This is a genomic window from Bombella sp. ESL0380, assembly GCF_009725805.1.
Lineage (GTDB): Bacteria > Pseudomonadota > Alphaproteobacteria > Acetobacterales > Acetobacteraceae > Bombella > Bombella apis.
Genome location: NZ_WNIH01000008.1, coordinates 56,862 through 83,088, shown reverse-complemented (window position 1 = coordinate 83,088; position 26,227 = coordinate 56,862). Strand labels below are relative to the sequence as shown.

Sequence of the window (26,227 nt, the reverse complement as noted above, 5' to 3'; positions counted from 1 at the left end):
TTGTAAAGGAAGTGTTAGGAATAAGGCGATGTTTTTTTCAGGGGTTGGATCCGTTCATGTCTAAAAAAGAGGACAGTTTTGTATGGCCCTGGTGTCTGGCCTGGGCAGTTCTGTTTCTTCTGACATGTCTCCGGACTGTACTTGTCATGTTCCATCATGTCCCGCTGGACGTCAATGAGGGGTGGAATGCCCAGCTGGCCAGCTGGACAGCCGGTGGAGATCACCAGCTTTATTCATCGGACCGGGGTTTTGTTTTCAACAATTACCCGCCTCTTTCTTTTGTATTGATGGGCGGGCTGGTCCGGCTCGGGTTCGATGCCATCATTACAGGCCGCATCCTGTCCTGCCTGTCCGTTCTTGCATCGGCCGTGTTGATCGTCCGCATCATCCAGGTCGTGACAGGCAGACTTCCGGTGGCCCTGGCTACGGCATCCCTGTTCCTTGTCACGGCGAATACAGCCTTTCAGGGTTATTTCGGGATGAATGACCCACAATGGCTGGCCCAGGCCCTGATGTTGGGGGGGCTGTACGTGGCGGTCAGCCGGAATGTGGCTGACCTGACATGGCAGCGCCTGTTTCTCTGTGCTGTCCTGATCGTGCTGGGGGGCTTTACCAAGCATAATCTCGTGGCCTTGCCGCTGGCCCTGTCTGTCTGGCTGCTCTGCATCGACCTGAAGAAAGCCGTCCTCTGGGGCATGATGGCGGCCGGGCTGCTGCTGGTCGGGTTTGCCAGCTGCTACGAGGTTTACGGGGTCAGTTTTTTCCGGGATGTTTTTCTCCATCAGCGGGTCATCCGGTTGGGACGGGTCATTCATGGCCTGCGGCAGCTGCCCCTCATGGGGGGGATGCTTCTGGTCGGGCTTGGGCTCTTCTTCCGGCAATGGCGCTCCCTGAAATGGCAGGACCCGGCCTGTCTGGTGGGGTTGTTTCTGGCGTTTGGCTGTCTGTTTGGCTGTCTTGAATCGCTGGGCGAAGGTGTTGATTACAATTGCATGTTTGATGCCTTTGTGGCGGCGACCCTGTTGTGCGGGATCGGGCTGGCCCGTCTTCCAGAGGGGCCGGAGCAGAAGCGGCGCTTTGTCCGGGCCTGCTGCGTGATGAGCCTGCCCCTGCTGTTCCTGCTGCCGCTGTGGGGGGTGACTTCTTACAGGCAGGTCCAGACGGTCAGTCTGAAAGACCGTGAGTGGCAGACCTACATACAGGCGCTGAAGATGCACAGCACATCCCTGCTCTGTACGGATATGGCCCTGTGCTACTGGGCGAATAGCCGTGATGCCATTGATGGGTTCAATCTTTCACAGGCGCTGAAGAAAAATCAGGATATTGTGGCCCTGCGGAACGTGATCGCCCAGCACCGGTTTTCCCTTGTGCAGCTTTACGGTACCTCGGCCCATTACAGCAGCGGCAATCTCACCGTGGATAGCTGGCTGGCGAAGGCTGGCTATCGGCCAGTCATGGATAATGGTGAGCTGATTCTTCTCGGATACGTCCACTGAGGCAGGGAAGCTGCCAGAATTGTGACGGTAGCATGGCGGTGCTCTATCCGGTAGCCTCATGAACATGGTATCGTGGCGGCTCACATGATTTTTATGACCAGAGGCTGGATGACAGCCTGTGCTGGAAAGGTGTGCGATGATTGTTCCTGTTGTTCTCTCCGGTGGGTCCGGAACACGACTTTGGCCGGTCTCTCGCAAGAGCTATCCCAAGCAGTTCTGTGCTTTGCTGAGCGGGGACACGCCGTTTCAGGAAACTGTGCAGCGGACACGGGCGCTTGGGCTGGAGGCCGCCCCCATTGTGGTGGGGAATCGTGAGCATCGCTTCATCATGGCTGAGCAGCTGCGGCAGACAGGCATCGAGGCAGCGAGTATCATTCTTGAACCGGTTGCCCGCAATTCTGCTGCTGCCATGGCTGCTGCCGCTTTCTGGCAGGCCCGGCAGGACGAGGAGGCCATTCTCTGGTTCATGCCAGCCGATGCTGCCATAGAGGGGCAGGAAGCGCTGAAGCAGGCGCTGGAGCAGGCCTGTGAGGCCGCCCGGCAGGATTATATCGTGACCTTTGGCATCCGGCCGAACCGGGCAGAAACGGGCTATGGATACATCCAGCAGGGCCCCCTCCTGGATGGGCAGGAGAATGCCTATCACATTGCCCGTTTTCTGGAGAAGCCGGATGCCGAAAGGGCCAAGGTCCTTGCCAGTGATGGGCAGCATCTCTGGAACTCGGGAATGTTTGTGGCCCGTGCCCGTGTCTTCCTTGAGGAACTGAAAAAATACGAACCGGCCATTCATGAGGCCGTGTCCCGTGCAGTGCAGGAAACCAGCTGCGACCTTGGCTTTGTTCAGCTGGCCGGAGAAACTTTCTCCCGTGCCCCATCCATTTCCGTGGATTATGCCGTGGCGGAGCGGACGGATCGTGCCGCAGTCGTACCGTCCAGTTTCTCCTGGATGGATGTCGGCAGCTGGGATGCCGTCTGGGAGCTGACCCCCAAAGATGAAAACGGTAATGCCGTACAGGGCAACGTGTTTCTGGACCGTGCCCGGAACTGTTACGTCAAGTCCGATGGCATCGTGGCGACCGTGACCGGTGTGGATGATCTCATCATCATCGTGACGGGGGATGCCGTCATGGTGTCACATCGGGAGCGGGCGCAGGACATCAAGCACATGGTGTCACGCCTGCGGGATGAGGGCCATACGGAGGCGGAACAGCATGTCCGCATGTACCGCCCATGGGGATTCTATGAGAGTCTCATCCAGGGGGACCGTTTCCAGGTGAAGAGGATCCATGTCAGTCCCGGGGAGAAATTGTCCCTCCAGAAGCACTTCCACCGTTCGGAGCACTGGGTTGTCGTGGCGGGTACGGCCCTCGTGACACGGGATGACGAGCAGATCACGGTGCGGGAGAATGAGAGCATCTATCTGCCGCTTGGCTGCGTACACAGGCTGGAGAATCCGGGTCGCATCCCTGTCACGCTGATCGAGGTGCAGTCCGGCCCTTATCTGGGAGAGGATGACATCGTCCGTCTGGATGACGTGTATCAGCGGTAGGTGCCATCATCGTTACTATTACTGGCAGGAGCCCGGACATGTGGCCCATGTATCGGGTGGACTTTCAGGAATGGAAACCGTTTTTTTGCCTGATATGTTTATTATGAACAGAGGGTAGCGGGAATATTGTCGGCAGTGGGGGGCTTTTGGGTAAAGTTCCCCCGACAGATTGATGGATGAGGAGGCATGATGAGGGTTGCGGTAACAGGTGGATGCGGCTTCATAGGGTCCGCTGTCGTGCGGCACCTCATGGAGGGGACCAGCCATCAGGTTCTCAATGTGGACTGCATGACCTATGCAGCCTCCGAGGAGACGGTGGCTGCCGTGGCGTTCGATCCACGCTACCGTCATGTGCGTATTTCCATCAATGACCAGCCAGCCGTGGAGAAGGCTCTGGCAGAGTTCCAGCCGGATGCCATCATGCATCTGGCAGCAGAGAGTCATGTTGACCGCTCCATCGAGGGGCCGGGTGCCTTCATTCAGACCAACATCGTGGGGACGTATTGTCTGCTGGATGTAGCCCGCCGGTACTGGATGGGGCTGGATGGGGCGAAGAAGGCTGGATTCCGGTTTCTTCACATCTCGACGGACGAGGTTTTCGGTCATCTGTCACCGGAGGATCCTCCTTTTACGGAGGAGACGGCCTACGATCCCCGCAGCCCGTATTCGGCCAGCAAGGCGGCTTCCGACCATCTGGTGCGGGCCTGGTACCATACCTATGGTTTTCCGGCCTTCGTGACGAACACGACCAACAATTACGGGCCTTGGCATTTCCCGGAAAAACTGATCCCGCTCATGATCATCAATGCGCTGGAGGGCAAGCCCCTGCCTGTTTACGGCAAGGGCGAGAATCTGCGGGACTGGCTCTTTGTGGAGGATCACGCCAGGGCACTGGTCCGGGCTGTGGAGCATGGCAGACCGGGTGAGACTTACGCCATCGGGGCCAGGCAGCCCCGTAGCAATCTGGAGGTTGTGCGCAGGATATGCGCCCTGCTGGATGAGCTGGAGCCGGACCCGGCCGGCCCGAGGGAGCGGCTGATCACTTTTGTCAGTGACAGGCCGGGGCATGACTTCCGGTATGAGATTGATCCCAGCCATGCCGAGCGCTGTCTCGACTGGGAGGCGGAGCACGATTTCGAGACAGGCCTGCGCAGGACTGTCCAGTGGTATCTGGATAACAGGGCATGGTGGCAGCGCCTGCGCCGCCAGCGGTACGATGGCCGGAGACTGGGAGCTGAGGCATGACGGGTATGCTGAAAGAAACGACTGACCAACCGCCAACAAAGGGTATCCTGCTGTCCGGTGGGTCCGGGACGCGCCTGTACCCGATGACGCTGGCTGTCTCCAAGCAGCTTCTGCCTGTCTATGACAAGCCGATGATCTATTATCCGCTGACGACCCTGATCCTGGCAGGGATACGGGATATCATGATTATCACCACGCCGGATGATCAGGCGCAGTTCCAGCGTCTGCTGGGCACGGGTGAGCAGTTTGGCGTGACTTTCACCTATCGTGTCCAGCCGAAGCCGGAGGGGATTGCACAGGCTTTTCATATTGCCGAAGACTGGATCAATGGTGCGCCTTGTGCCCTGATTCTGGGGGACAACCTCATTTTTGCTGATGGGCTGCGACATATGTTGCGGGATGCCACACAGCGGTCTCATGGTGCGACGGTATTCGCCTATCAGGTGCGGGACCCGGAGCGTTATGGCGTTGTGGCATTCGATGAGGCTGGGCGGGCGCTTGATATTATTGAAAAACCGGTCACACCTCCCTCCCAGTGGGCGGTGACAGGGCTGTATTTCTATGATGGGCGGGTGTGCGACTTTGCCCGTCGGGTGCGTCCCAGTGATCGTGGTGAACTGGAGATCACGGATCTGAACCGCATCTATCTGGAGGAAGGAACGCTGGAGGTGGACCGGCTGGCCCGTGGGTGTGCGTGGCTGGATGCTGGAACACCGGACAGCCTGATGCAGGCCGGTACGTTTGTGCAGGCCATCCAGTCCCGGCAGGGGCTGCTGGTTGGTTCACCAACGGAGGCAGCCTATCGCATGGGATTCATCTCCCATGCGCAGCTTCTGGAGACAGGCACCAGGATGAAGAAAACGCCGCTTGGGCAAATGCTGCTTTATGTGGCAGCAGAGAGTGGGCCGGTAGTGGTGTGAGGCTGCCTGCCCTGGTTCTGCCCGTCCGGGAGGCTCCTGTATCGGGCCATGAAACAGAGAGATGAGGAGATGACGAGATGAAGGTTGAGGCACTGTCCCTGCCCGGCATCGTGAAGGTGACGCCGGCCCGTTTTGGGGATAATCGAGGGTTCTTCTCCGAGACATACAATCAGAAGAGCATGGCTGCGGCTGGCATTCCTGATACGTTCGTGCAGGACAACCAGAGTCTGTCCCGTCAGAAGGGTGTGGTGCGTGGGCTGCACTGCCAGCTGGCCCCTCATGGGCAAGGCAAGCTGGTGCGGGTGACACGGGGGGCCATCTGGGACGTGGCGGTAGATGCACGCACTGGCTCACCGACTTACGGCCAGTGGGTCGGTGTTGAACTGTCGGCTGAAAACTGGTCCCAGCTCTGGCTGCCTGTCGGGTTCCTGCATGGTTTTGTCACGTTGGAGGAAAATACCGAGGTGCAGTACAAATGCACCGGTTTTTATGACAAGGCATCCGAGCGGTCCGTGCGCTGGGATTGCAGCCAGATCGGGATCGACTGGCCGGTGGCCCCGGGGGAGGTTGTTCTCTCGGAGAAAGACCTGGAAGCCCCTTCCTTCGAGGCTGCCAAGGGGTGGTTCGAGTACCGGTGAGTCCCGTGCGGGCTACGTGTTTTCTGGCATGAAAGGGTCTTCATCATGACGAAGCCTTCCATTCTTGTGATCGGCCGGACAGGCCAGCTTGCCACATCCTTGAGAGATCAGGGCGGGAAGCATGTCGTGACCGTTGGCCGCCCGGAGGTGGATTTTGCAGCCCCGGAGACATTGGCTGCGGCCATTGAGACGTACCAGCCTGATATTATTGTCAATGCGGCGGCCTGGACGGCGGTCGATCTGGCTGAAACGGAACAGGAAGGGGCCCGGCAGGGCAACCATGCTGGCCCGGCCCGTCTGGCTGAGGAGGCTGCCCGCCGGGGGATTCCGTTCATTCACGTCTCGACGGATTATGTTTTTGATGGCCGGAAGGGAGCGCCCTATCTGGAGAGTGATCCGATCAATCCTGTCACGGTTTATGGGCGGACCAAGGCTGATGGGGAGACGGCTGTTCTGAAGGCGCAGCCCCAGAGCATCATCCTGCGGACGGCATGGGTCTACTCCGCTCATGGCAAGAATTTCGTCAAGACGATGCTGAATGCGGGGGCAAAGAATCCCCACCTGCGTGTGGTGGGGGATCAGCGGGGAAACCCGACCTCGTCCGATGATCTGGCCGCTGTGATTCTGGGCATCATCGGGACGATCAGACAGACAGGCTGGCAGGATTCCTATGCTGGTATTTATCATGCCACGGGCGCTGGTGAGGCCACATGGCATGAGCTTGCCTGCCACGCTCTGGAGGAAGCCGCCCGTCATGGCCAGCCCATGCCGAAGGTAGAGGCCATCACTACGGCAGACTGGCCCACACCGGCGGCCCGCCCGGCGGATTCCCGCCTGGACAATGGCAGGCTGGAGCGTGTTTTCGGGCAGAAAATGCCAGACTGGCGTGACAGTGTGGCCCGGACAGTCAGAACCCTGCTGAAGCCTGAGGCCTGAAGAGGCCCTGCCGAAGGGGATGAAAAAAGGCCGTTCCCAATGGGGCGGCCTTTTTTCATATCAGCGGGGGCGCTGTGAATCAGGCTGATCGTTTGCGGGACAGCAGGCGCCATCCAGCCCAGAAGAGCCCGGCACCCGCAAGAGCTGTCGTGCCATAGGTCAGCCGGGGACGACGGCGGAAGCTGTGTTTGGTCAGCATCCGTGCAAAGGAGAGCATGACGCCAGAATCCAGCTTGCTTTCCCCATGGGCCCTGTCCCGGAAATTCATGGGAATTTCCTGAACCCGCAGAGGTTCAGGCCGGGCGATCATGATGTCCAGAAGGATTTTGAAGCCTGTGCCATCCAGACGGGAGGCACGGTCCATGAAGACGGAACGCCGCATGGCAAAAAAGCCGCTCATCGGGTCTGTCAGGGGGACATTGAGAAGCTGGCGGGCTGTCCAGATGCCGGTATTGGAGAGAAAGCGGCGCCAGACGCTGGAAAGCCCCTCATTGCTGCCACCCGTGATGTGCCGGCTGGCAACGGCGATATCTGCCCGACCATCCCGCAGGGCGGCAATCATGTGGGGCAGACAGCCTTCATCATGCTGGAGATCGCCGTCCATGACAGCAATCAGGGGAGCAGACACGCTGAGGGCCCCTTCAATCACGGCGGAGGACAGCCCTCGCCGACCAATACGCAGCAGCCCCCGCACGTAGGGTTTCTTCTGGGCCAGCTGGCGGACAGCTTCCATCGTGCCATCGGGGGAGTTGTCATCCACGAAGACAACCTCCCATGTCATGCCACTCAGGACGGTCTCCAGAGCATCTACGACGGGGACAACGTTCTCGACCTCATTGTAGCATGGGATGATGATGCTGATCTCAGGGGCGGTCATAGCAGATTCCATGTGAGGGGGATGTCCACTAATAAGGGGGATGACAGGTGAGCGCAAGGTAATGACCCTGCCCGTGTGGGATGTCATAATATCTTGTTAATGGAACTGCTTCCCATTATTTCAGATGTGTAAATGAAGTTCTGGTGCTTCTGGAGACAGGGGGCTGTTCAGAAAGTCTTTTGGCCCATACGACGATAGATGAACGCCTGTTCGTCAGTCTGTTCTGCTTCTGCAATGGCGTCATCAATCAGGTGGCGATGGGGAGAGAGGGAGCAGACAGGGTCGGTCTGGGAGGCATCTCCGAGCAGGGCCAGTGCCTGGCAGCGGCATCCGCCCCAGTCAATTTCCTTGCGGGCGCAGGAGGCACAGGGCTCCGGCATCCAGTCAGTTCCCCGGAAGAGGGTGAAAGCCTGTGAGTGGTACCAGATATGGCTGAGTGAATGATCCCGCACATTGTCGAAGTGCAGGGAGGGGATTGTTTCCGCTGCATGGCAGGGCAGGACATGGCCGGAGGGTGAGACGTTGAGAAAGCGTTGCCCCCAGCCCCCCATGCAGGGTTTGGGGCGTTCGGCATAATAATCTGGCGTGACATAATCAATGGCCAGCCCGCCTTTTGCCATTTCGGCCTCGACATGGCGGCCCGCCTCTTCCAGCTGTGTGCGGGATGGTAGCAGGGCTGCCCGGTTTTTCAGGGCCCAGCCATAATACTGGGTATGGGCCATCTCGACACGCTGGGCATCAAGCTGGCGGGCGAGAGCAAACATGGCAGGAATGCGGGAAATGTTGGCCTTCTGCAGTACGAAGTTCAGCGTCAGGGGGATGCCGGCCTGCGTGATGAGGCGGGCTGCCTCCAGCTTGCGGGGCTGGACGCTTTTAAAATCGCTCAGCCGGTCCGCTTCTGGTCCATCGGTATCCTGAAAGGAGAGCTGCACATGGTCCAGCCCGCTTTCATCAAGCCGTTTCATGGTCTCAGGTGTGATGAGAACACCAGACGTGATCAGGTTGGTATAGAGGTTCAGCCTGTGGGCATGGGAGATGAGGGTGTAGAGGTCCGGGCGGGCCATGGGCTCCCCGCCAGAGAAATGGACCTGAAGGACGCCCATTCCGGCAGCCTCCTCCAGCACACGCAGCCAGTCTTCCGTGCCAAGTTCCTGTGCCTTGCGCTCCAGCTCCACAGGGTTGGAACAGTAGGGGCAGGAGAGCGGGCAGCGGTGTGTCAGCTCGGCCAGCAGGCTCATGGGAGCCGGGGGAGGCGTGGAGGTTCCGTCTGTCATGGGGCTGTCTGGTGTCCCGCTCACAGCCGGAGAATCCTCTTCTCCGTCAACTCGGAGAGCAGGGCGAGCACATCCGTGGCAATCTGTTCCCTGGGGGCCTCGTAGCGTGCTGCCAGCCGGTCGATGACCGTACCGAGACGGGTCTGTCCATCCAGCTCCTGGAGGATGGCAACAGCAATGGGGTCTGCCAGCAGGGCCCGCTCGGGGGCCTGGATCACCCATTGCTCCCGCACCCTGTCATGCTGGAGGCGGTAACCCCGGCTGAAACCGGGACAGTCATCTTCAGTCACTCTGACAGGTGGCGTGGGCAATGGGGAGGACATGGACAGCTTTCAGACGGGCAAGAGAGGAATCAGGGTGTTTCAGGGACGAACGCACCGGGCGGAACATGGCCTGCCACATAGGCATGGTCCAGAGCATCAAGCAGCTGCCAGAGGATGGCGCATTTGAACTCCAGTGCACCGAGGACCTCCCGCTGCTGCTCCGGCGTGCGGGCATGTTCCTTGACGTAATTCAGCGCAAAGGTGGAATCCTGCGGGGCCTGTGTCAGGCGGGGTTTGAAGTAGGCCAGCGTATCTTCTGAGATGTAGGGATAGTTGCGGAGCATCCCCTCCATGCGTTCCCCGATGATGGTCGGTGAGAAGAGTTCTGTCAGGGAGGAGGCAATGGCCGCCAGGATGGAGCGGTCCCGCACGAAGGCCACGTAGGCATCCACGGCAAACAGCGTGGCAGGCAGCAGGCCCTTCAGGCTCGTCACATAGTCATCATCAAGCCCCAGGCCGTTGGTCAGCTTCAGCCAGCGGGCAATGCCGCCGGGGCTTTCGGCTGTACCGTCATGGTCTTCAATCCGGCGGCGCCATTCACGGCGCAGCTCCGTCGTGGGCAGGCGGGCGAGCAGGGTGGCATCCTTCCGGGGGATCTGGGCCTGATAATAATAGCGGTTCAGGGCCCATGCCTGTAGCTGACCCTTGGTCAGCCTGCCTTCATACATGGCTTTGTGAAGCGGGTGCTGGCGGTGATAGCGCTCCGCCCCGATAGCACGGAGGCGGGCTTCCAGCTCGTCAGGAGAAAGGAGAGTGTTCATGACGGTCCCTCGGTCTTGAGTCTCATCCCGTCTTCACCAATGACCCAGCCCGCCTGCTCGGCTGCCTGACGCTGGGGGCTGTCTTCCAGGAGGACAGGATTGGAATTGTTGATATGGACGAAGAATTTCTTCGGCCTTGTACAGGTAGCAAACTGTCGGAGCGGGCCGTCTGTTTCATTCATGGAGACATGCCCCATGCGGTGCCCGCTCTTGGGGCTGAGGCCCGTGCGGATCATCTCGTCATCCTGCCAGAGCGTCCCGTCAAAAAAGAGCAGGTCAGCCCGGCTGGCACGGTCCTTCAGGGCCTGCGTGATCTCGGCACAGCCGGGGACGAAGAGCATGGTCTTTTGTCCATCGGAGATGGAGAGACCCAGCGTGTCGTCAGGCTTTGTGCCTTCCGCCTCGGCATAAAGGGGCGCCTTGCCGGGAACGGTGAAAACTTCCAGCACAAGGCCAGATGGGGCTCCGTTTTTCAGGAGAAGTGGCACCGTTGTGCCTTCCGAAAGGGCGATGCGGGGAATGATGCTGCGGTCCAGCGCCTCAAAAATGGGATTGCGGTCCAGCTGGGCCAGGGTAGACGGGCTGCCCATCAGAGTGAAGGGTTCTCGTTCCCGCAGGGTCAGCAGGCCGGTAATCGCATCAATTTCCGCCCCTGCAAGAATGACCCCCTGGATCGGCGTCCCACGGGTACTGCCATGCTGCTGGAGGGCCGGGGTGGCGAGAATCTGCTGGCGCAGGTCCGGTGAGGCATTGAGCAGGAACCAGTGAACCCCATCACCGCTGACGGCCAGAGAGGCCTGCGTGCGAGGCTTGGCTTTTCTGCCCTCACGGGCCTGAAGGCAGCCCGGTGCAGCGGAGTTCCATTGCGGGAAACCGCCACCGGCACCGGCGCCCAGAATAATGACATCAAGCACGACAGAGACCACCTTTCCCCAGCAGTGCAGCAGCTGGTTGTGTCCGTGTTATGCACCTGCGGCGCTCTCAGGCTACGGACCTGCCCCGCCGATCCATCAGGTGCGGAAACAGGGAGGTCAGGCATGTCTGCCAACACCTCCCTGTCACGCATATGCCCGTGCGGAGATTACTTCTTCTCGCCGCAGACATAGGAGTTGATTTCGCCGCCCAGAGGGATCTCGGTTACTTTCGGTGTGTTCCATGCCATGATGGGACTCCTTTTTTATGGTCAATACAGGCCGTGTCCCGGACAGGAAACGAACCTGCCAAGGCAGGATAGAGCAGAAACAGCCGGAAATGCCAGAAGAAACATGAGAGGCAGCCCGGGCCTGACGGTATTCCGGCCATGCGGTGGGGTGACAGCGGGCCTCTGCTGGCAAAGGAGGTGTTTTTCTGGCAGGAACGGAGGCCGTGGATGGGCAGGCCATCCAGACGGCAGAACAGGGAAGCAGATGAGGCAGGGTATGGTTGAGCAGTCACGACGGGGCGTGTGTCTGGTAATTTCGGCACCATCAGGGGCGGGAAAATCCACCATAGCGCAGGCTCTCCGCAAGGCTGACCCGACCATCTTCACGTCCGTGTCCGTCACGACCCGCTCCCCCCGCCCCGGTGAGGAAGAGGGCGTTCATTATTACTTCCGTGATCTGGAAACATTCCGCCACATGGCGGCCAATGGTGAGCTGCTGGAGTGGGCAGAGGTATTCGGCCGTGGGTACGGCACTCCCCGTGCGCCGCTGGAGGAAGCTCTTGCCGCCGGGCGTGACGTGATTCTGGACATTGACTGGCAGGGCTGCCGCCTGATGCGCCGGGCCATGCCGGATGATGTGGTGGGGCTGTTCGTCCTGCCTCCCTCGCTGGAAGAGCTGGAGTCCCGCCTGCGTGGGCGGAACTCGGACAGTGAGGAGGAAATCGCCTCCCGCATGAAGGCCGCCATGAGCGAGATTTCGCACTGGCCGGAGTTTGACTACGTTCTGGTCAATGATGATCTGGACCGGGCTGTGGAAGAGGCACGGGCCGTGCTGTCGGCCAGCCGTCTGGCCCGTGCCCGCCGCCGGGATGTTGCCGCCCTCTGGCCAGTAGCGGGCTGAAAGCGGCTCTGATAAGCTGGCCCCGTATGTTGCAAGCAGGAGCTTACTGATGACTGATATGCAGGCGAAGACGCCGCTTATTCTGGCCCTCCCCAAGGGGCGGATCCTCAAGGCCCTACGTCCTGTCCTGCATCATACGGGGTTTGAACCGGCGCAGGACTGTCTCGATGAGAGCAGCCGCCGCCTCCGTTTTCCCACGTCCGAGCCGGGGCTGGATGTCGTGCGGGTCCGGTCCTTCGATGTGGCAACCTTCGTGGCCTATGGTGGGGCTGATATTGGTGTCTGCGGGGCGGATGTCCTGATGGAGTTCGATTATCCCGATCTCTATGCACCGCTGGACCTTGGCATTGGCGGGTGCCGCATCGCCGTGGCCCGCCCGAAGGGAAGCGGGGATGAAGAGCCGCCGGAAGGACGGTCCCGGCTGCGGGTGGCGACCAAATATCCGGCCATTGCCCGCCGCCATTTCGCTTCCCGCGCCATCAATGCCGAGATCGTGCATCTGCATGGGGCGATGGAGCTGGCCCCGGCGCTGGATATGGCCGACGTGATCGTGGACCTTGTGGATACAGGCTCCACCCTGCGGGCCAATGGGCTGGAAGAGGTGGAAACCATCGCCCATGTGACCAGCCGCCTGATCGTGAACCGCATCGCCCTGAAGACCCGCCCCGAGGAAGTTGGCAGCCTGATCGAACGGTTCCGGTCTGCCGTTGCCCAGTCTGCCCGGAAGGGAGAGTCCATCTGATGAAACGTCTGAATACGACATCCCCGCAGTTCGCAACGGAGCTGAAGGCCGTTCTGGCCCGCCGTGGTGAGCAGAGCGGCTCCGTGGCGGAGCCGGTACGGGCCATTCTGGCCGACGTGCAGAAACGGGGCGATGAAGCTCTCTGTGACTATACGGAGCGGTTCGACCGGCTGGCCCTGACCCCCGACCAGCTGCGCATCAGTGAGGCGGAGATCAGGGAGACGGCAGACCGTGTTGCCCCGGAGACGAAGGAGGCCCTTGCCCTGGCGGCAGAGCGCATCCGGGCGTTTCATGAGGCCCAGCTGCCCAGGGACCTCGATTATACGGATGATGCCGGGCTGCGGCTGGGGATGCGCTGGACGGCACTGGATGCCGCCGGCCTCTACGTGCCCGGTGGCAAGGCGGCCTATCCGTCCTCCGTGCTGATGAACGCCCTTCCGGCTCATGTGGCTGGTGTCAGACGGCTGGCCATGTGCGTGCCGACACCGGATGGCGTGCTGAATCCGCTGGTCATGGAGGCGGCCCGGCTTTGTGGCGTGACGGAGATTTACCGCATTGGCGGGGCGCAGGCCGTGGGTGCCCTGGCCTATGGCACGCAGAGCATCGCCCCGGTGGACCGCATCGTGGGGCCGGGCAACGCCTTTGTGGCGGAAGCCAAGCGGCAGGTGTTCGGCCATGTGGGAATCGACAGCATTGCTGGTCCGTCCGAGGTCGTGGTGGTGGCAGATGGCAGCAATGATCCCCGTCTGGTAGCGATTGATCTTCTGGCACAGGCAGAACATGACGAGCAGGCGCAGTCCGTCCTGATCACGCAGGATGAAGCCTTTGCCGACAGGGTCATTGTGGCAGTGGAAGAAGAACTGAAAACACTCCCCCGGGCGAAGATCGCGCGCAGGAGCTGGGAGGATTGTGGAGCAGTCGTGATTGTCCGGTCGGAAGATGAGGCGGCCGAGGTGGTAAACGAATTTGCCCCTGAACATCTGGAGGTCCTGCTGGATGACCCGAGAGCCTTCAGCAGGAAGGTCCGTCACGCTGGGGCGATCTTCATGGGGCGGTTCTGCCCGGAGGCGGTCGGGGATTATGTCGGTGGTCCCAACCATGTCCTGCCGACCAGCCGCACAGCCCGTTTTGCCTCCGGTCTTTCCGTCTATGACTTCCTGAAGCGGACAACATCCATCGAGACGGATATGGAGGGGCTGAAGAAGGTCGGCCCCGCCGGTGTGATTCTTGCCCGGGAGGAAGGGCTGGACGCCCATGCCATGAGCCTGTCGGAACGTCTGAAGCAGGGGTGAGGCAGGAGACCCTGTCATGAAGAAAGGGCCGCCCCGGCATGGGAGCGGCCCTTTTTCGTTCCGGGCTGGAGGAAGGCCGTGCTCAGCCCCGCAGGAACTCCAGCATCAGGCTGTTGAAGCTGGTCGGGTCTTCCACATGCAGCCAGTGCCCGGTGTTGGGAATGGTCTTGATGTCCGCCTGGGGGAAGTAACTCCGGATGACATCATGATGCTGCGGCTTGATGTAGGGAGAGTTTCCGCCCCGGATGAACAGGGCCGGACCGTCCCATGTCTTGCCCTTGAAGACATCCGGCCAGGACTGGATGACGGGGAAGCTGGCGACGATGTCCGTCACGCCGATGTTCCACCGGGCCGGGTTGCCGGGCGTGATGTGCTGGGCGATCAGCTCGCCAACGGAAGGGTCTTCTGTCAGGTCATGAAGGAACTTGCGGATTTCGGCATGGCTGTTCAGGGCCGGGAGCGGCGTGTGGTACAGCTGCTGCGCCAGATCGTGCTGACCGTGGATCATGATGTCCGGGGCAATGTCCGCTACCAGAAGTTTCCTGAAGCGCTCCGGTGCTGTCAACGCCGTGGCCATGGCCGTCTTGCCGCCCATGGAGTGCCCCACGATGTAGGCGTCTTCAATGCCCAGGGCATCCATGCTTTCCAGCACGTCCTTGGCCATTTCCGGGTAGGAAATGGGCGCATGGGGGCTGTCGCCATGGCATCGGAGATCAAACGCAACCGTGTTGAAATAGGGACTCAAGGCTCTCTGGAGAATGCCGAGGTTGCGGGCCCGCCCAAAAACCCCATGAAGCATGACAACTGTCGGTGCATTGTCCACACCCGTCTCATTGCGAACAAGGGAAGCAAGTTGCATGACTGTAACTCTTTAACGGACTGAAAAAACAGGAAGAAGCGCTGCTTATAGAGTCATTCTGGATAAAATCAATCCTATATTACCTATGAGAGCTATTGCAGTTTCTTCATTTCTGTAAAGAAATGGTTCCGGCAGGAGCTGCGGCAGAGAAGGCATGGAGCGCGGTGCTGGACGGACGGGGGCATTCTCGGGCACGGTGGAGCCGATGTCATGATGCACGCAAGGAGACGCTCCAATGGTCCGGAAGATACAGCACCCTGAAACACTGGCCCTTCATGCAGGCTGGCGGGCAGACCCGGTAACGGGATCGGTCGTGCCACCCATCCATCAGACAACATCCTATCAGTTCGAGAGCAGCCAGCAGGCTGCGGACCGTTTTGCGCTGAAGGATGTGGGCATGATCTATTCCCGCCTGACCAATCCGACCGTGGATGTGTTTGAAAAACGCATGGCGGCGCTGGAGGGAGGTGCGGCCTCCGTAGCTGTGGCGTCCGGCCAGGCGGCGGCAACCGTGGCGATACAGACACTGGCAGAAGCAGGGGACAATATTGTCAGCGGGACGGACCTGTATGGCGGAACATGGAATCTGTTTGCCCATACGCTGAAGAACATGGGAGTGGAGGTCCGTTTCGTGGACCCCTCTGACCCGGCTGCTTTTGAGGCGGCCAGCGATGAGCGGACACGGGCCTGGTATCTGGAAACCCTGCCGAATCCCAAGCTGGTTGTGCCGCCCATGGCGGCCATTGCCAAGGCAGGGCGGGCGCAGGGGATTCCGCTGATTGTGGATAATACTGCAGCCCCTCTGCTGGCCCGCCCGCTGGAGCAGGGGGCTGCCATTACGGTTTATTCGGCCACCAAATATATTGGCGGGCATGGGACATCCATTGGCGGGCTGATCATTGATGGTGGCCAGTTTGACTGGGGGCAGCGTCATCCACTGCTGACACGGCCTGACCCCAGCTATCATGGTGCCATCTGGACGGAGGCCGCCCGCCCGCTGGGGCCGGTGGCCTATGCGCTGCGGGCCCGGGCCGTGCTGCTGCGGGATGGCGGGGCGGCTCTGTCGCCTTTCAATGCGTTCCAGCTCATTCAGGGTGTGGAGACGTTGCCCCTGCGGATGCCCCGCCATTGCGAGAATGCGTTGAAGGTGGTGCAGTTCCTGCAGGCGCGTCGTGATGTGGAGCGTGTGATCCATCCTGCCGTGCAGGAGGGGGAGGCCCGCCAGCGGGCCGAAGCCGTCCTGAAAGGAGGACTGGGTGGACTTGTCGGATTCGAGCTGCCCGGTGGCCGGGAAGCGGGTCAGCGTTTCATTGATGCGCTGGAGCTTTTCTATCATGTGGCGAATATTGGGGATGCCCGGAGTCTGGCCATCCATCCGGCGTCCACCACACATGCACAGCTGAGCGAGGCGGAACAGAAGGCGGCTGGTGTGTCGCCGGGCTATGTCCGTCTGTCTGTCGGGCTGGAACATCCCGAGGATATTCTGGCTGATCTGGCTCAGGCACTGGATCGTGCAGCGGGATGAAGGGTGTTTCCCGTCTCTTCCTCTTGGCAAGGCTTTCTTTACGGCGCAGTGTGACGGTCAGCCCATTCAATGAAGTGATGAACAGGAAAGGAAGATCATCATGTCCACACCAGAAAGCCGCCTTGCTGCACTGAACATCGAATTGCCCGTGGCGGCAGCCCCGGTTGCCAATTATCTGCCGGTCGTGCGGACGGGGAACCTGCTGGTCGTGTCGGGGCAGCTGCCGCTGGTGGATGGCAAGCTGCTGATTACCGGCAAACTGGGGGCCGAGGTCTCCAATCAGGCGGGGACGGCCTGTGCCCGGGCCTGTTTCATCAACATTCTGGCCCAGCTGAACACGGCCCTGAATGGTGATCTGTCCCGGGTGCGCCGTGTCGTGCGTCTTGGGGGCTTCATGGCCTGCACGCCGGACTTTACCGATCATGCTGCCGTGATGAACGGGGCGTCTGATCTGGCAGCGGAGGTTTTCGCCGGGGAAGTCGGGCAGCATGCCCGCTCCACCGTCGGGGTGCCCAGCCTGCCGCTGAATGCGCCGGTTGAGGTTGAAGCGATGTTTGAAGTCGTCTGATTGTCCGGTTGTCAGATATGAGGACGGGCCGTCCATCCCTGAGGGGGTGGCGGCCCGTATCACATTGGGGGGTTCTTTTTGGCTGGTTGCCTGTTATGGAGGAGGATCATCATCACCAGAAGCGTGCCGTGGTGGTGTGGCAATACTCTGTAAAAGGATGAATTGACGGATGAGTGATACAGTTCCTGATCGTCTCTCGATCTACCCGGACAGCCCGTACTTCAATGAGGAGATTCTGCTCCGTGGTATTGGGGTCCGCTTCAGGGGAGAAGAGAAGACCAATGTTGAGGAATATTGCATCAGTGAAGGCTGGATCCGCGTGTCCGTCGGGCGGACGCTGGACCGTCGTGGTCGGCCCATGACACTGAAGCTGACTGGCCCGGTTGAGGTGTGGTTCAAGGACAAGGCCGATGCCTGAGCCAGGCAGGTGCGGATGACGGGAGGGGCGGAACTGTGAAAGAGGCTGATGCTGCCATGCCTGTGGGGGATGCCGGACACGGTGCCGTCACAGTGCCGGAAAGGGCGAGCTTCTGGTTCCGCCGGTTTCTGGCGTTCGTGGGGCCGGGCTACATGGTGGCCGTGGGGTACATGGACCCCGGCAACTGGGCGACCGACCTCCAGGGCGGGGCCCAGTTCGGTTATCGGCTGCTGTCCGTCATTCTGCTGGCCAACATCATGGCCGTCCTGCTTCAGGCCCTTGCCGCCCGGCTGGGGATCGTCACGGGGAAAGACCTTGCACAGGCCTGCCGGGACTGGCTGCCCCGGGGGCTGAGCCTGCCTCTCTGGTTGACCTGTGAACTGGCCATCATCGCCTGTGATCTGGCGGAGGTCATCGGCACGGCTGTGGCCCTGAATCTGCTGTTCGGCATCTCCATCATGGCCGGAACGCTGATTTCCGTGCTGGACGTGTTCATTGTCCTGCTGCTCATGCGGCGGGGCATGAGAGCGTTGGAAGCTTTCGTCATCACCCTGCTGGGGATCATTGCTGTCTGTTTTGGTGTGCAGCTTGTCGCAGCGGCCCCGCCTGTTGGAGCGGTGCTGAAAGGGTTTCTCCCCTCGTCAGAGGTTTTTACCAATCCGGGTATGCTCTATGTGGCCATAGGCATTATCGGGGCGACTGTCATGCCCCACAACCTTTATCTTCATTCTTCGCTGGTCAAAAGCCGTACCTATACCCGCACGGATGAAGGGCGGGAGGATGCGCTGCGCTGGGCTACATGGGACAGTACACTGGCCCTGACGCTTGCCCTCTTCATCAATGCAGCCATCCTGATCGTGGCAGCAGCGGCGTTCCATGGCACGGGGCATCAGGACGTGGCGGAGATCAGCGATGCGTGGAAGCTCCTCTCCCCTGTGCTGGGGTTCGGGCTGGCCTCCACACTGTTTGCCGTAGCCCTGCTTGCTGCGGGTACCAACTCCACCGTGACGGGGACGCTGGCCGGGCAGATTGTCATGGAAGGCTTCCTGCATCTTCGTCTGCCCTACTGGGCACGGCGTCTGCTGACCCGGGGGCTGGCTGTTCTGCCAGTCATTGTCGTGATCGCCATTTTCGGGCAGGGCAAGGTGGGTGACCTGCTGGTGTTCAGTCAGGTCGTGTTGTCCATGCAGCTGCCTTTCGCCATGGTTCCGCTGGTCTGGTTCGTGTCCAGCCGGAAGCATATGGGGCGATTCCATCTTTCCCCTCTTCTGGCTGTGCTGTCCTGGCTGGTTGTGCTGGTGATTGTCGGACTGAACATCAAGCTGCTGGGAGATGCCCTTTTCTGAAGCGTGTCAGCAGGGTGTGCATTTCGGGGGCAGATAATGGAAGCTGCGGTCGAACCATGTCAGACCGTGACCAGCCCCGTCTTTGACGGTGATGGTATGCACACGGCAGATCAGCACGTCATGTGTGCCGATGCTGTGGGTATCGTCTATCGTACAGTCGAGCGTGGCAAGGGCGCCATCCAGAAGAGGTGAGCCAAGCGGACCAGTCTTCCATGTTCCGTGACCGAAACGGTCTGTAGAAGAAAGGGTGCTGTTGGCGAAAGCGCAGGCAAGAGTGTCATGCCCCTTGCCGAGAATGCTGATGCCCAGCCTGCCATTTTCCAGAAAGGCCCTATGGGACTGGTTGCTGCGGTTCAGGCAGACCAGAACAGTGGGAGGCGTGTCCGTCACGCTGGTAATGGCAGAGACAGTCAGCCCATGCCGGCCTGCTGGACCATCAGTCGTGACAAGAACGACAGGGGAGCCAAGGCGACTCATGGCGTTGCGAAAGACAGCCTGCATGGCGGACCCTTCTGGTAGTGATAAAACAGGACCAATGAAGGACTGATTATGGACTCATTGTCACAGGGATGCAAATGCCATTCCCGAGAGGTGGGAACGCAGATCGCCCCTGCGTGGTATCACGGCAGGAGCGATCTGGGAAAGGGCGTGTGACGCCGGTGCTCAGTAGGTCAGTGTCAGGGAGGACTGATAGTAGGTTGCGTCGCGGGCACCAACCTGATGCATGGCATGGGAGGTGAGGAAGCGGACGACGTGGTGATCCCATGTCAGATGCGGGCCGAGGCGCAGGCTGGCGGCCATCTGCGGAGCAATGCCGACAAAGGAATCATGATTGTAGGAGTTGAACATGCCGGAGGTGAACTGCCGCTGGAAGATGTTGCGGCCATAGATGGAATAGGTGTCGTCCCCTGCACTGTAACGCCAGTAGATGGGCAGCTTCAGCTGGAAGGTCAGGTAGCTGGTGGGTGAGAAGCTGGCCTTGGGGGCGAAGTCGATCAGGTTCTGGCCGGTCAGGTAGTTGGTCGGGTCCAGATAGTTGGTGTTCACACCAAAGGGCTCGATGTAGGTGTTCACGCTGCCGGTCGTTCCACGGGCACCACCGCCGGAATAGGCATCACCCTGCACACCAATGGTCGGATGCCACATGACATGGCGGAAGTGGTAATCCACCGTACCGTTCATGGACCAGGCATTCACGTTGCGGTTCATGCGGTCATAATGGTTGGCCCTGTTGTAGGACTGGTAGAACGTGCCCTGCTGGTAGGCCCCGCCGAAAGAGAAGCTGATGGGACCGGCCTCACCATGCCAGCGCAGGCCGAAATTGTTGCGCTTCGTGTGGCCGAGGGCGGAGGCGTTGTACATCACGGTCTGCTGGGCAGGGCCGCCATTTATTTCATAACCGTAATAGAAAAGGTTGATGAAAGAATAGCCCTTCTCGCCGAGAAAGTGGAAATCAGGCGGAGCGATGGTGACATTGGCCCCGTACAGCCGTGTCTTGTAATCCAGCGTGTCGTGGAAGAGGGAATTGCCGCCACGGAAGCTGTCCGTATGGTTGTTTTTTGTGTTGATGAAGTAGAAGCCGTCAAAACGGACCCGGTTCCAGTGTTCATAGATGCGGAAACCATCCCAGCTGAGCGGCACGTTCAGCACGTCACGGTTGCCGATCATGTAATCCGGGGCATCCAGGAACTGCTGGCGACCGAAAATGAAGCCGCCATGCCCCCCCGCAGCCTTGCCGCTGAGTTCCACAAAAGCCTGTTGCAGGTCCAGGTTTTTGCGGAACGTACCGTCATAGCTGTATCCACGCCACCCGCCAGCATCGGCATTGATGAGCTGGCCGAAGAAGCGCACGTGCTGGCCGAGATGCAGGTCGGCACTCCAGAGGTTGCGGACGGCAAAGCGGCCTGAATTGAAGGGCCGTGCCTTCATGGAGGTGGTGGGGTCGATGGCCGCACCGAAAACGGGGCGTTTGTCATACCAGTTGTTGAGGCGTGTTTCCCCAGCAAGGCTGAGCCAGATGGACCCGCTGTCATTCAGCTTCATGTGTTTGTAGGAATCGAAGGGATCGCCCCTGTCGCAGATGCCTTTCCCGGGGGCACTGATGCTGTCCATCCCGGCGGGTGTGCCATACTGGGAGACCGGGCCGAAGCCCGTCTCGCTGCCATCGCCCCGTGCCCAGACGCCGTAGGGGTTGGGGGTGGTTTTTCCGTCATCCTTGGGGCAACCACCGGGAGCCGTGTGCATGATGCGGTCCAGAATGCTGCGCTGTTGTGGTGCATCCAGTGTGGAGGTTTCAGCATGGGCGGAGGAAAAAGCAGTGCCGAAACCTGTTGCCAGAAGTGTGGTACATAGGATGGTGCGGGAGAGGGAGAAATGTCTCATTGTCTTCTGTCAGGCTCGTCTGTGAATTGCTGAGCGGAAGAAGACGGGAAAAAATGCTCCTCAACATTGATTTAAGGCAAGAATGTGCAAAAGGTTCTTACAGAATAAACCTTTCACAATAACATGAAAAACCTTTCAGACGGAAAAAACGGACCTGCTCCATCCGTGGTTTTTTCTTAAGATTATCATTATAAAACAGTGGATTATTCTTTGATGTTGATCAGATGTCCTGCCCTGAAAAAGAAGGGTAGGGGGAAATTTTATTACCTATTTATTTATAGGATTTCCTTTTCTCTGTGATTTTCATATAAGATGCACTTGACTTTTTTCACGGAACGGTGAGCCCCTGACATCTGCCAGCATGGGCAGGTGTCAGGGATGATCCAGCAGAAGGTGAGGCTGTTCACCTTTCAGCCGGTCACTCTTTTGTCGTTCGGTGGCGTGGCAGCAGGGCCGGGATGAACAGAAGGGTGCAGACCAGCGTACAGCCAAGAGAGAGCAGCAGCAGCCGGCCCATGCTGGCTGTCCCCGGATGGGCTGAAGCTGCCAGTGAGCCGAAGGCGGAGCCGGTTGTCAGGGCAGAAAACAGCACGGCCCGGGCTGTTGGGGATGAAAGCTGGTTCTGAAGGCCCGCACGCCAGTTCATGACAAAATAGATGTTGAAGGAAACACCAACGCCCAGCAGCAGTGGCAGGGCGATGATGTTGGCGTAATTGAGCTGCTCCGGCACGGTGATGATCAGAATGACGGTCAGCAGGGAGGAAAGCAGCAGCGGAAGCAGGACAAGCAGCGTATCCAGCAGGCGGCGCAGCGTGGCGAAGAGGATCAGCGCGATGGCCACGATGGCACACAGGGCCGCCGTGATGAAGGCGTGTGTGATGGTCTGCGCACTGGCGATGATCTCCAGCGCAGGGCCGCAGATGTCCGGGGTTACGCTTTCCAGCTCATGCACGAAATGGTGGAGTGTTTTCGTTTCGGACATGCGCCCATTGGGGTGGATGATCAGCCGGTAAGCCCCTGTGGAGGCAATATAGTCGCTGCGTATGTCTTTGGGGATGGTATCAAGGGTGATGGGGGACGGGGCGAGCAGCGCCTTCAGCTGGCTCAGCTCTCCCGGCAGGAAGCGTGTCAGGGCTTCATTGGTGGCCATCAGCGTGGCATCGGGTGCTGTGGAGAGGTGTTCCAGCGCTGCATGAAGGGCTTTCAGGGAAGGGGAAAGCCTGTCATCCAGCCCATCAAAATCATGTGCCGCTTTGAGAGCTGCTGCCCGGAGGTCCGCTGCCGAAGGAGGCGGTGCCGGATGGGCAACGGAAAGCGTGGGCAGCAGGATGTCGGCAGCTTCATGAATCAGCTGGAGTTTCGTTTCCTGATCGTCCGGGACCAGAGCTCCCAGCCAGAGAACATCATGCACGCTGTCCAGCTTGCCAAGAGCGGCGGCCAGCCGGCCTGCCGTTGCCGTGTCGGGGACAAGCACCTGGGCATTGTAGGGTGTGGTGAGAGGGTTCTCCTCAAGCAGGCTCAGGGCCTTCATGCCTTCCGTATTGGGATTTTTGGTATGGAGCGGGTCGGCATCAAACATGAGGGATGGCGCCAGCCCGGCTCCGATGAGCCCCAGCACGGCAAAGATGGCCAGCACGGGCAGGCGGAAACGGTGCAGGGCCCTGTCCAGTGGTTCAAGACAGGTGAAGCCCCGGAGGTTGTCCCCCGGCATGGCCCGGAAGAATCGCAGCAGGGCAGGCAGCAGCGTCAGCGTGCAGATGAAAGCGATCACCATGCCGCCACCGGCAATCAGCCCCAGCTGGGCCACGCCGACAAAATTGGTGGGCGTGAAGGCAAGAAAGCCCGCTGCGGTGGCCAGAGAGGCAACAAATATTTGGCCGCCACTTTCCAGGCCTGTGCGGTCCAGTGCGGCGAGGGGGGAGAGAGGCCGCCCCTGTTCATCCTTCTGGCAGCGGAAACGCACGCCGAACTGGATGGCAAAATCCACGGCAATGCCGACAAACAGGATGGCAAAGGCCACGGAGATCATGTTGAGGGTACCAACGGCCAGTGTGGCAAAGCCGGTTGTCAGCAGCAGTCCGATGATGAGCGTGAGGAGGATGGGAATGACCACCCGCAGCGAGCGGACGGCCAGCAGGAGCCAGAGCGTGACAAGGGCGAGGGAGATGAACAGCCCGATGATCATGCCCTGGGCCACGGTGGAGAATTCCTCATCACTCAGCTTGGCCTCTCCGGTGATGAGCGCATGGGCCCGACCAGCCTTTACAGTAGGCAGGCTGTCCAGTGCGGTCCGCATGGCCGCCGTAGCGGCTTCGGACGGTTCGAAGGAGGTGAAGTCAGGTTTCGGGTGGGTGACGACAAACTGGTAATGGCTGCCTAGGTCGCTCAGGCCACCGGCCAGCAGCTTTTCCCATGAAAGAGGAACAGCATGGCCAGCAAGACCATCGTTGAGGGTCCGTGTCAGGCCATCAAGAGCGGTATTGAAACTGGCAGGGATGGGCTGATTGCTGCGTATGGCCGTGGCCATGAGGCTGAATGTGCCAAACAGCCCACGGGCCGAGGGGTCTGCTGCCAACATGCCAAGGAAGGGCTGTGCAGCAATGGTGGAATCCATCAGCGGTTCCAGCTGCTTCGTATCGATGAAGAGGAAGGCATTCCGGGTGTAGAAAGGGTTGGCATCCGGCTGGTCCACCCGGTCGAAATGGGTCGTGTCCCGGGAAAGGACAGCCGTAAGGGCATTGGCGGTTTCCCGGCCTTCTTCCGGCGTGGCAGCGCTGATGATGGCGACGAGGGTGTTCTTCTCGCCGGGGAAGAGGCTCTCTATCTGACGGTTTTTCTGCTTCCATGGCAGCGTGTCGGCAAACAGCCTGTCCGTCTCTGTCGTGATGCCCAGCTGGGTCATGCTCAGCCAGGCTGATCCCACGCAGAGGAGCATGAAGATGGTCAGGACAAGGGTGACATGACGGCCGCAGAACGCATTGAGGCGGCTTGTCAGAGTGGAAAGCATGGGGAAATCTGACCTCTTTGTGACCGTGCAGGCACCCTGCATATAACAGAAAGGCCGGGGCCAGAAGGCGTCTCGGCCGGACCGGAAGGAACCTGGCAGGGCAGCCGGGAGGCCCCTGCCGGGACGCATGACGGATGGCGTTTTCTGGCCATTCGGGGCGGAGGGACCGTCCCTGCGGATACCATGCGCACAGGAACTACTAGCCTGAAGGGGGGCTTTTTTCTATCCCCTGCATGAGGTGGCGAGGGAATGAAGGGGAGGGCGCATGGCTGCCCGGTCCGTGGTGGTGTTCTTGTGCCCGTGCAGGCTTTCTGGCTGACAGCAGGAGTATTCTGCGGCAGAATGGGCGGCATGACCTGGACATTGGACGGCATTGCCGAGCATGAAAGCATCATCCGCCATAGCGTGTTCCGGACTCTGGCCGCCCCTGTGGAGGACGAGGCAGGAGCGATGGCCTTTCTGGCAGAGGTGGCCGTGCCGGATGCCACCCATAACTGCTGGGCCTTCCGTGTGGGAGGGCGGTATCGTGTCAGTGACGATGGCGAGCCATCCGGTACGGCGGGCCGTCCGATTCTTTCAGCCATAGAAGGGCAGGACTTTGACGGGGTTATGGTGGTCGTGACCCGCTGGTTTGGAGGCATCAAGCTGGGGGCCGGTGGTCTGGTCCGGGCCTATGGCGGTGCGGCAGCGGCCTGCCTGCGGGAGGCCGCCAGGATCGAGCGGGTGGAGCGTGTCCGCCTTGGCTTTCATTGCCCCTTTCCCGTTTTTGCTGAGGTGGAAGCCAAACTGCCGGGCTGGAATGTGGAAACACGGCGCTGCGATTTTGGAGCGGCTGGTGCTACGATGGAGCTGGCTGTCCCCGTGCAGGAGCGCATGGCCGTGGAGGCCTGGTTGCGGGACCTGACACGGGGGCAGGAACCCGTCCGGGTGCTGGACGGGGAGCCGGAAGGGTAAGAGACGGGGCTTCTGCTTTCGCTCCCGTTTCTGTCAGTTTTTCTTTCTGTCCTGCCGTTTGAGCTCTTCCGGTGAGGGGCCGGTGGCGTCAGGTGCCGTGTAGCGGGGAACACGCCCGTGATGGCCGAAATTGACGATCCGGGCCTCTTTCAGCCCATGCATGGAGAAGAGCATGCGGGAAAGCTGGAGTGCCAGTGCAGAGCCAATGAAGGGGCCGACAAGATAGATCCACACACCATGCAGGTTATGGGCCAGTGTATCGGGGGCCAGTGTCCGCATGAAATTCGTGCTGTTGCCGGAGAACCCGGCGATCAACGGGTTGGTGACGGCAAAATAGAAGGCGCAGATCCATGTCGTCAGATGCTGCAATTTCGGGCGTGAGGCCGTGAAATAGATGATCATGATCAGTCCCGCCGTGGCGATGGCTTCCATCAGGGCGGCAAGGCCGAGGCCGTAATTGCTGGAAGGGAATGTTCCGGCATAATTGATCTGGCTGACCATGGGCTGCCAGAAAGGCAGCAGCAGGCTGATCCCCAGGCAGGAAATGAGTGTCCCGCTGAAGGCCCCGACAAGTTGTGCCCCGAGATAACCCAGCGCATCTGGCCAACGGATTTTCTTCGTCAGGAAGAAGGCCAGCGTCACGGAGGGGTTGAGATGTGCACCGCTGACCTTGCCGAAGGGGGACAGTGTGGCGACTGTCCCTGCCAGCCCGAAGAACAGGCCGATCAGGACAGAGCGGATGATGGGATGCGGGGCCAGCATGGCCGCAAAGGGGGACCGGTCTGACGCCAGGATGGTGGTCGTGCTGATGCCGATGGTCAGCATGATGGCCGTGGCGATGGCCTCCATGGCATACAGTTTCCAGTGGAGGGGCTGGTCAGGGTGAGGTTTGCCAGCCAAGGGGCGGTCCACCAGTTCCCGGTGGGAAAACCGGATATGAGGCAGGTGGATATGGGGAAAGCGGACGTGGTGGGCGGCAAAACGCTTTTTATCGTCCGGCTGCGGAGGGGGAGAAGAGATGGTCATACGGCCTCTCTTGTGAACAGATGGAGGAATTACCCATCATGTTTCAG

At 60.1% G+C, this 26,227-nt stretch carries 25 protein-coding genes; 14 read left to right on the top strand and 11 right to left on the bottom strand.

Features of this window, described 5'->3' with window-relative positions:
• Positions 1–146: 146 nt before the first annotated feature.
• From GM608_RS08195 to rfbD, 6 genes are all read left to right on the top strand, one after another.
• On the top strand, positions 147–1,496 hold the full coding sequence (locus GM608_RS08195; protein ID WP_333645369.1) for a hypothetical protein: 1,350 nt from the start codon (positions 147–149) through the stop codon (positions 1,494–1,496).
• A 136-nt stretch (positions 1,497–1,632) separates the two neighbouring features.
• Positions 1,633–3,045 carry a mannose-1-phosphate guanylyltransferase/mannose-6-phosphate isomerase gene (locus GM608_RS08190; RefSeq protein ID WP_192848695.1) on the top strand — a complete coding sequence of 471 codons (1,413 nt, stop codon included), beginning with the start codon at positions 1,633–1,635 and terminating at the stop codon, positions 3,043–3,045.
• Between the two features lie 189 nt (positions 3,046–3,234).
• Entirely contained in the window at positions 3,235–4,290 is a 1,056-nt protein-coding gene (gene rfbB / locus GM608_RS08185; protein WP_333645397.1) for a dTDP-glucose 4,6-dehydratase, read from the top strand.
• A complete protein-coding gene (gene rfbA / locus GM608_RS08180; RefSeq protein ID WP_227449732.1) occupies positions 4,287–5,210 on the top strand; it encodes a glucose-1-phosphate thymidylyltransferase RfbA in 924 nt (307 codons plus the stop codon). Before rfbB ends, rfbA begins: the two co-directional genes overlap by 4 nt.
• 77 nt (positions 5,211–5,287) lie before the next feature.
• The gene (gene rfbC / locus GM608_RS08175) at positions 5,288–5,848 is read left to right on the top strand and encodes a dTDP-4-dehydrorhamnose 3,5-epimerase (RefSeq protein ID WP_333645368.1); all 561 of its coding nucleotides are present in this window, start codon (positions 5,288–5,290) and stop codon (positions 5,846–5,848) included.
• 45 nt (positions 5,849–5,893) lie between these two features.
• A complete protein-coding gene (gene rfbD, locus GM608_RS08170; RefSeq protein ID WP_081562404.1) occupies positions 5,894–6,784 on the top strand; it encodes a dTDP-4-dehydrorhamnose reductase in 891 nt (296 codons plus the stop codon).
• 79 nt (positions 6,785–6,863) lie between these two features.
• On the opposite strand, the gene GM608_RS08165 is transcribed toward rfbD, so the two are convergent.
• From GM608_RS08165 to pqqA, 6 genes are all read right to left on the bottom strand, one after another.
• A complete protein-coding gene (locus GM608_RS08165; protein WP_333645367.1) occupies positions 6,864–7,661 on the bottom strand; it encodes a polyprenol monophosphomannose synthase in 798 nt (265 codons plus the stop codon).
• A 167-nt stretch (positions 7,662–7,828) separates the two neighbouring features.
• A complete protein-coding gene (pqqE, locus tag GM608_RS08160; RefSeq protein ID WP_081563322.1) occupies positions 7,829–8,935 on the bottom strand; it encodes a pyrroloquinoline quinone biosynthesis protein PqqE in 1,107 nt (368 codons plus the stop codon).
• Positions 8,936–8,955: 20 nt separating this feature from the next.
• Complete coding sequence (pqqD, locus tag GM608_RS08155; RefSeq protein WP_081562403.1) at positions 8,956–9,258, bottom strand: pyrroloquinoline quinone biosynthesis peptide chaperone PqqD; 303 nt, start codon at positions 9,256–9,258, stop codon at positions 8,956–8,958.
• Between the two features lie 29 nt (positions 9,259–9,287).
• Positions 9,288–10,019: a pyrroloquinoline-quinone synthase PqqC gene (gene pqqC / locus GM608_RS08150; RefSeq protein WP_333645366.1), complete on the bottom strand. Its 732-nt coding sequence runs from the start codon at positions 10,017–10,019 to the stop codon at positions 9,288–9,290.
• Positions 10,016–10,933 carry a pyrroloquinoline quinone biosynthesis protein PqqB gene (gene pqqB / locus GM608_RS08145; protein WP_333645365.1) on the bottom strand — a complete coding sequence of 306 codons (918 nt, stop codon included), beginning with the start codon at positions 10,931–10,933 and terminating at the stop codon, positions 10,016–10,018. The genes pqqC and pqqB overlap by 4 nt, the downstream gene beginning before the upstream one ends.
• 167 nt (positions 10,934–11,100) lie before the next feature.
• Positions 11,101–11,181: a pyrroloquinoline quinone precursor peptide PqqA gene (pqqA, locus tag GM608_RS08140; RefSeq protein ID WP_043559425.1), complete on the bottom strand. Its 81-nt coding sequence runs from the start codon at positions 11,179–11,181 to the stop codon at positions 11,101–11,103.
• Between the two features lie 256 nt (positions 11,182–11,437).
• On the opposite strand from pqqA, the gene gmk reads away from it, so the two are divergent.
• From gmk to hisD, 3 genes are read left to right on the top strand one after another with little or no spacing between them, the layout of a single operon-like run.
• Positions 11,438–12,061, top strand: coding sequence for a guanylate kinase (gene gmk, locus GM608_RS08135; protein WP_043559423.1), 624 nt, complete (start codon positions 11,438–11,440; stop codon positions 12,059–12,061).
• 49 nt (positions 12,062–12,110) lie between these two features.
• Positions 12,111–12,803: an ATP phosphoribosyltransferase gene (hisG, locus tag GM608_RS08130; RefSeq protein ID WP_043559032.1), complete on the top strand. Its 693-nt coding sequence runs from the start codon at positions 12,111–12,113 to the stop codon at positions 12,801–12,803.
• A complete protein-coding gene (gene hisD, locus GM608_RS08125; protein WP_081562401.1) occupies positions 12,803–14,095 on the top strand; it encodes a histidinol dehydrogenase in 1,293 nt (430 codons plus the stop codon). The genes hisG and hisD overlap by 1 nt, the downstream gene beginning before the upstream one ends.
• Positions 14,096–14,177: 82 nt before the next feature.
• Here the strand turns inward: hisD and GM608_RS08120 are convergent, their stop codons facing one another.
• On the bottom strand, positions 14,178–14,954 hold the full coding sequence (locus GM608_RS08120) for an alpha/beta fold hydrolase (protein WP_086431577.1): 777 nt from the start codon (positions 14,952–14,954) through the stop codon (positions 14,178–14,180).
• Positions 14,955–15,189: 235 nt separating this feature from the next.
• Here GM608_RS08120 and GM608_RS08115 point away from each other — a divergent pair, with 235 nt between their 5' ends.
• The 4 genes from GM608_RS08115 (at position 15,190) to GM608_RS08100 (ending at position 18,811) form a co-directional block, all read left to right on the top strand.
• Positions 15,190–16,479, top strand: coding sequence for an O-acetylhomoserine aminocarboxypropyltransferase/cysteine synthase family protein (locus tag GM608_RS08115; protein WP_081562399.1), 1,290 nt, complete (start codon positions 15,190–15,192; stop codon positions 16,477–16,479).
• A gap of 97 nt (positions 16,480–16,576) precedes the next feature.
• Positions 16,577–17,047: a RidA family protein gene (locus GM608_RS08110; protein ID WP_086431576.1), complete on the top strand. Its 471-nt coding sequence runs from the start codon at positions 16,577–16,579 to the stop codon at positions 17,045–17,047.
• Positions 17,048–17,216: 169 nt separating this feature from the next.
• Entirely contained in the window at positions 17,217–17,465 is a 249-nt protein-coding gene (locus GM608_RS08105) for a DUF3297 family protein (RefSeq protein WP_043559024.1), read from the top strand.
• Positions 17,466–17,521: 56 nt separating this feature from the next.
• Positions 17,522–18,811 carry an Nramp family divalent metal transporter gene (locus GM608_RS08100; protein ID WP_081563321.1) on the top strand — a complete coding sequence of 430 codons (1,290 nt, stop codon included), beginning with the start codon at positions 17,522–17,524 and terminating at the stop codon, positions 18,809–18,811.
• Between the two features lie 6 nt (positions 18,812–18,817).
• Here GM608_RS08100 and GM608_RS08095 read toward each other — a convergent pair whose 3' ends face one another.
• From GM608_RS08095 to GM608_RS08085, 3 genes are all read right to left on the bottom strand, one after another.
• Positions 18,818–19,312: a flavin reductase gene (locus GM608_RS08095; protein WP_333645364.1), complete on the bottom strand. Its 495-nt coding sequence runs from the start codon at positions 19,310–19,312 to the stop codon at positions 18,818–18,820.
• A 162-nt stretch (positions 19,313–19,474) separates the two neighbouring features.
• Positions 19,475–21,193 carry an alginate export family protein gene (locus GM608_RS08090; RefSeq protein ID WP_081562396.1) on the bottom strand — a complete coding sequence of 573 codons (1,719 nt, stop codon included), beginning with the start codon at positions 21,191–21,193 and terminating at the stop codon, positions 19,475–19,477.
• Positions 21,194–21,611: 418 nt separating this feature from the next.
• The gene (locus GM608_RS08085; protein ID WP_333645363.1) at positions 21,612–24,200 is read right to left on the bottom strand and encodes an MMPL family transporter; all 2,589 of its coding nucleotides are present in this window, start codon (positions 24,198–24,200) and stop codon (positions 21,612–21,614) included.
• Between the two features lie 342 nt (positions 24,201–24,542).
• Between GM608_RS08085 and GM608_RS08080 the strand changes: the two genes are divergently transcribed.
• On the top strand, positions 24,543–25,154 hold the full coding sequence (locus GM608_RS08080; RefSeq protein ID WP_081563319.1) for a YigZ family protein: 612 nt from the start codon (positions 24,543–24,545) through the stop codon (positions 25,152–25,154).
• Positions 25,155–25,187: 33 nt separating this feature from the next.
• On the opposite strand, the gene GM608_RS08075 is transcribed toward GM608_RS08080, so the two are convergent.
• The gene (locus GM608_RS08075; protein ID WP_333645362.1) at positions 25,188–26,180 is read right to left on the bottom strand and encodes an aquaporin; all 993 of its coding nucleotides are present in this window, start codon (positions 26,178–26,180) and stop codon (positions 25,188–25,190) included.
• Between the last annotated feature and the right edge of the window lie 47 nt (positions 26,181–26,227).

What these genes read in the sequence shown, in the direction of transcription:
- GM608_RS08195 (WP_333645369.1), top strand. Translation starts at nt 147, where the DNA reads ATGTTCCATCATGTCCCGCTGGACGTCAATGAGGGGTGGAATGCCCAG.
- GM608_RS08190 (WP_192848695.1), top strand. Translation starts at nt 1,633, where the DNA reads ATGATTGTTCCTGTTGTTCTCTCCGGTGGGTCCGGAACACGACTTTGG.
- rfbB (WP_333645397.1), top strand. Translation starts at nt 3,235, where the DNA reads ATGAGGGTTGCGGTAACAGGTGGATGCGGCTTCATAGGGTCCGCTGTC.
- rfbA (WP_227449732.1), top strand. Translation starts at nt 4,287, where the DNA reads ATGACGGGTATGCTGAAAGAAACGACTGACCAACCGCCAACAAAGGGT.
- rfbC (WP_333645368.1), top strand. Translation starts at nt 5,288, where the DNA reads ATGAAGGTTGAGGCACTGTCCCTGCCCGGCATCGTGAAGGTGACGCCG.
- rfbD (WP_081562404.1), top strand. Translation starts at nt 5,894, where the DNA reads ATGACGAAGCCTTCCATTCTTGTGATCGGCCGGACAGGCCAGCTTGCC.
- GM608_RS08165 (WP_333645367.1), bottom strand. Translation starts at nt 7,661, where the DNA reads ATGACCGCCCCTGAGATCAGCATCATCATCCCATGCTACAATGAGGTC.
- pqqE (WP_081563322.1), bottom strand. Translation starts at nt 8,935, where the DNA reads ATGACAGACGGAACCTCCACGCCTCCCCCGGCTCCCATGAGCCTGCTG.
- pqqD (WP_081562403.1), bottom strand. Translation starts at nt 9,258, where the DNA reads ATGTCCTCCCCATTGCCCACGCCACCTGTCAGAGTGACTGAAGATGAC.
- pqqC (WP_333645366.1), bottom strand. Translation starts at nt 10,019, where the DNA reads ATGAACACTCTCCTTTCTCCTGACGAGCTGGAAGCCCGCCTCCGTGCT.
- pqqA (WP_043559425.1), bottom strand. Translation starts at nt 11,181, where the DNA reads ATGGCATGGAACACACCGAAAGTAACCGAGATCCCTCTGGGCGGCGAA.
- gmk (WP_043559423.1), top strand. Translation starts at nt 11,438, where the DNA reads ATGGTTGAGCAGTCACGACGGGGCGTGTGTCTGGTAATTTCGGCACCA.
- hisG (WP_043559032.1), top strand. Translation starts at nt 12,111, where the DNA reads ATGACTGATATGCAGGCGAAGACGCCGCTTATTCTGGCCCTCCCCAAG.
- hisD (WP_081562401.1), top strand. Translation starts at nt 12,803, where the DNA reads ATGAAACGTCTGAATACGACATCCCCGCAGTTCGCAACGGAGCTGAAG.
- GM608_RS08120 (WP_086431577.1), bottom strand. Translation starts at nt 14,954, where the DNA reads ATGCAACTTGCTTCCCTTGTTCGCAATGAGACGGGTGTGGACAATGCA.
- GM608_RS08115 (WP_081562399.1), top strand. Translation starts at nt 15,190, where the DNA reads ATGGTCCGGAAGATACAGCACCCTGAAACACTGGCCCTTCATGCAGGC.
- GM608_RS08105 (WP_043559024.1), top strand. Translation starts at nt 17,217, where the DNA reads ATGAGTGATACAGTTCCTGATCGTCTCTCGATCTACCCGGACAGCCCG.
- GM608_RS08100 (WP_081563321.1), top strand. Translation starts at nt 17,522, where the DNA reads ATGCCTGTGGGGGATGCCGGACACGGTGCCGTCACAGTGCCGGAAAGG.
- GM608_RS08095 (WP_333645364.1), bottom strand. Translation starts at nt 19,312, where the DNA reads ATGCAGGCTGTCTTTCGCAACGCCATGAGTCGCCTTGGCTCCCCTGTC.
- GM608_RS08090 (WP_081562396.1), bottom strand. Translation starts at nt 21,193, where the DNA reads ATGAGACATTTCTCCCTCTCCCGCACCATCCTATGTACCACACTTCTG.
- GM608_RS08085 (WP_333645363.1), bottom strand. Translation starts at nt 24,200, where the DNA reads ATGCTTTCCACTCTGACAAGCCGCCTCAATGCGTTCTGCGGCCGTCAT.
- GM608_RS08080 (WP_081563319.1), top strand. Translation starts at nt 24,543, where the DNA reads ATGGGCGGCATGACCTGGACATTGGACGGCATTGCCGAGCATGAAAGC.
- GM608_RS08075 (WP_333645362.1), bottom strand. Translation starts at nt 26,180, where the DNA reads ATGACCATCTCTTCTCCCCCTCCGCAGCCGGACGATAAAAAGCGTTTT.